The organism is Longimicrobium sp. (assembly GCF_036554565.1).
Taxonomy (GTDB): Bacteria; Gemmatimonadota; Gemmatimonadetes; order Longimicrobiales; family Longimicrobiaceae; genus Longimicrobium.
Map to the genome: position 1 here is coordinate 1 of NZ_DATBNB010000742.1, position 2,527 is coordinate 2,527.

Annotated in this window: 3 protein-coding genes; all 3 read right to left on the minus strand. The window is 70.5% G+C overall.

Annotated elements, in window-relative coordinates:
- Positions 1–7: 7 nt before the first annotated feature.
- Positions 8–466 (minus strand): HIT family protein, encoded by a 459-nt coding sequence (locus VIB55_RS20875; RefSeq protein WP_331878605.1) that lies wholly within the window; start codon positions 464–466, stop codon positions 8–10.
- A 55-nt stretch (positions 467–521) separates the two neighbouring features.
- Positions 522–2,000, minus strand: coding sequence for a M28 family metallopeptidase (locus VIB55_RS20880; RefSeq protein WP_331878606.1), 1,479 nt, complete (start codon positions 1,998–2,000; stop codon positions 522–524).
- A gap of 232 nt (positions 2,001–2,232) precedes the next feature.
- Positions 2,233–2,527 (minus strand): hypothetical protein (locus tag VIB55_RS20885; protein ID WP_331878607.1); only part of this gene is annotated, 295 nt, incomplete at its 5' end.

The following is a 2,527-nucleotide window of genomic DNA, read 5'->3' on the forward strand; positions in this document are numbered from 1 at the left end:
GCGACCGTCAGGAGCCCTGGAGGGCGGAGATGATGCGCCGTTTCACGGCCGCATGTCCCGCGATTACGGTCGTGTGTGGCGGCTGGCGCGGGTCGATGGGCCGGGCCTCGAACGGATCGCCTGGGTAGCGCGGAAAGACGTGCGTGTGCAGGTGGGGGATGGTGTTGCCGTGAATCTCGTAGTTCATCTTCACGGCCCCGGTCGCCTCCTTCACCGCGCGCGAAACCCGCTGGATGTCGCGCATGTAGGCCGCCGCCTCGTCGGGCTCCATCTCATGCAACTCCACGGCGTGGCGGCGCAGGAACAGCGCGCACGAGCCGGGAAGCGGGCCCGGCTCATCCCCCATCGTCAGCCATGACACCTCCAGTTCGGCGATGACGTGCGTCGGGCCGCCCCGGGTGCAGATGGGGCATCCCTCAGGCGTCACCAGCCGCGCCCATTCTTCCGGATCACCCCACCTGCTCATCCGCCACTCCTCGTTGTCCGGACGTGGTCGTCAGCAACGACGCGCCCGCTCCTCCTCATCGCTCCAGCCGGAACCCCGGATCAACCGTTGGCCGCTGAGGCGCGTTGGCGACCGCCCAGCCGGTGGCGTACATCCAGCGCGTCATCCGCTCCAGCTTGGCGATGTCGATGCGCTCGGGCTCGTCCTCGGGCGTGTGGTAGTCCGGGTGCAGCAGCGTGGTGAAGAAGATGGCCGGGATGCCCGCGCGGGCGTAGGGCAGGTGATCGCTGCGGAAGTACCAGCCCTCCGGGTGCGACGGCGCGTCCCAGGTGGAGTCGATCGCAAAGCCCGGGTTGGCCGCCATCGCCATCTCCACGAGCGCCGTGCTGTTGCGGTGTGGCGGGATCATCCCCAGCAGCGCGGCGGAATCCGGGTGGTTGCGGCCGATCATGTCGCCGTTGAGCACGGCGACCAGCGACTGCTTGGGAACGGTGGGGGTGCGCGCGTACCAGTTGCTGCCCAGCAGCCCGCGCTCCTCCGCGCCGTGCCACACGAACAGCGCGCTCCGTCGCCCCGGCTGGCGCACGAACGCACGGCCGATGGCGAGAAGTGCGACGCTGACGGTGGCGTTGTCGTCGGCGCCGTTCCAGATGCTGTCGCCGTTCACCGGGTGGTGCACGCCGTCGTGGTCCTGGTGGCCGCTGAACACCACGTGCTCGCCGCGGACGGCCGGATCACTTCCCGGCACGCGCGCGACCACGTTCACGGACGGGTAGACGAAGCTTTCCGTCCGCAGGTCGGCCGTGAGCCTCAGCCCCTCGGTGGCGGCGGGGATCACGCCGGGCCGCACGAGGAAGACGGGGATGGGCGAGACGCCGGCCCGCGGGTTCACTCCGGCCGTGTCCAGCAGGTAGCGGCCCTGGCGCTGGAACTTGACCATGTTGTCGAAGGCCATCAGCCCCACCGAATCCGCCACGAGCACGATGGCCGCCGGCGTCGCGGCCGACAGCACGGTCCGCTGCGCCGCCACGGCCGAGGCGGTGTAGCGGTACTCGCGCAGGCTGACGTCGGCCGGTGGCGGATTCGGCGGCTGCCGCAGCGCGGCCACGACTACCCGCCCCGCCGCTCCGCCAGCCGGGATCAGCGTGCCGTCCGCCACCATCAGCGGCGCATCGACGCGGGCATCCACCGGCCCCATCACGATGACGTCCCGCCACAACCGCAGCGGCCGCCCGCCGACGCTGACGGTGCTCTCCCCCGACAGGCGGAACCGGCGCAGGGGAAAGAACTGAAAGTACGTGCCGTCGTCCCCCGCCGGCTCCATCCCGATCCGCCGTGCCTGCTCCGCCAGCCACACCGATGCCCGCAGCTCGTCCTCCGTCGCGCCCAGCCGCCCGCGCATGGAATCGCTGGAGAGGAAGAAGAGGTTGCGCCGCAGGTCGTCCGCCGTGATCGCCGCCGCGCCCGATCCGCCACCGCCCGGCGCAGAAGCGGCGGTCGCGCAGGCGCCCAGCGCCAGCGCCGAGCCGAGGACAAGAAGGTTGATGGCTTTCATCGCGCGATTCGAGTAGTGGGCCGACAGGATGGTTCGGCAAGCTACGCGGCAGGGCACGGGCCAGCAACGCGGATTGATCACGCGATGAACGCGAGTCCGTAACTCGTTGAATGCACGCACCCTCAGCTGCTCGTCGAAAAGGCCGCTCAGCGGAAGCCACGGCACGAGGAAGGGGCCGGCCCAGGCGAACCAGGGCCGGCCCCTTGGCCGTGCGTCGGGATGAGACCCAGCGCTACTCGATCACGATCCGCGCGGCGACCACCTGCACGGGCAGCGACCGCATCTCCACACCCGTGGTCCAGACCGACACCATCGCTCCCATCGTGAGGACCTCCGCGCGTAGTTCGCCGCTCTTCCGCTCCACCCGCGTCTGATCGTTCACGCGCACCCAGGCAGACTCCACACGCGCGGCAGGGTCCGTCGCCTGCACCAGCACGGCTCCGGAGGGGCCATCGGTCTGTGTCACGGTGCCGCGAATGTACGCGTCCGTCTCCGGTGCAGTCGACTCGCCGCAACCCGCGGCGAGC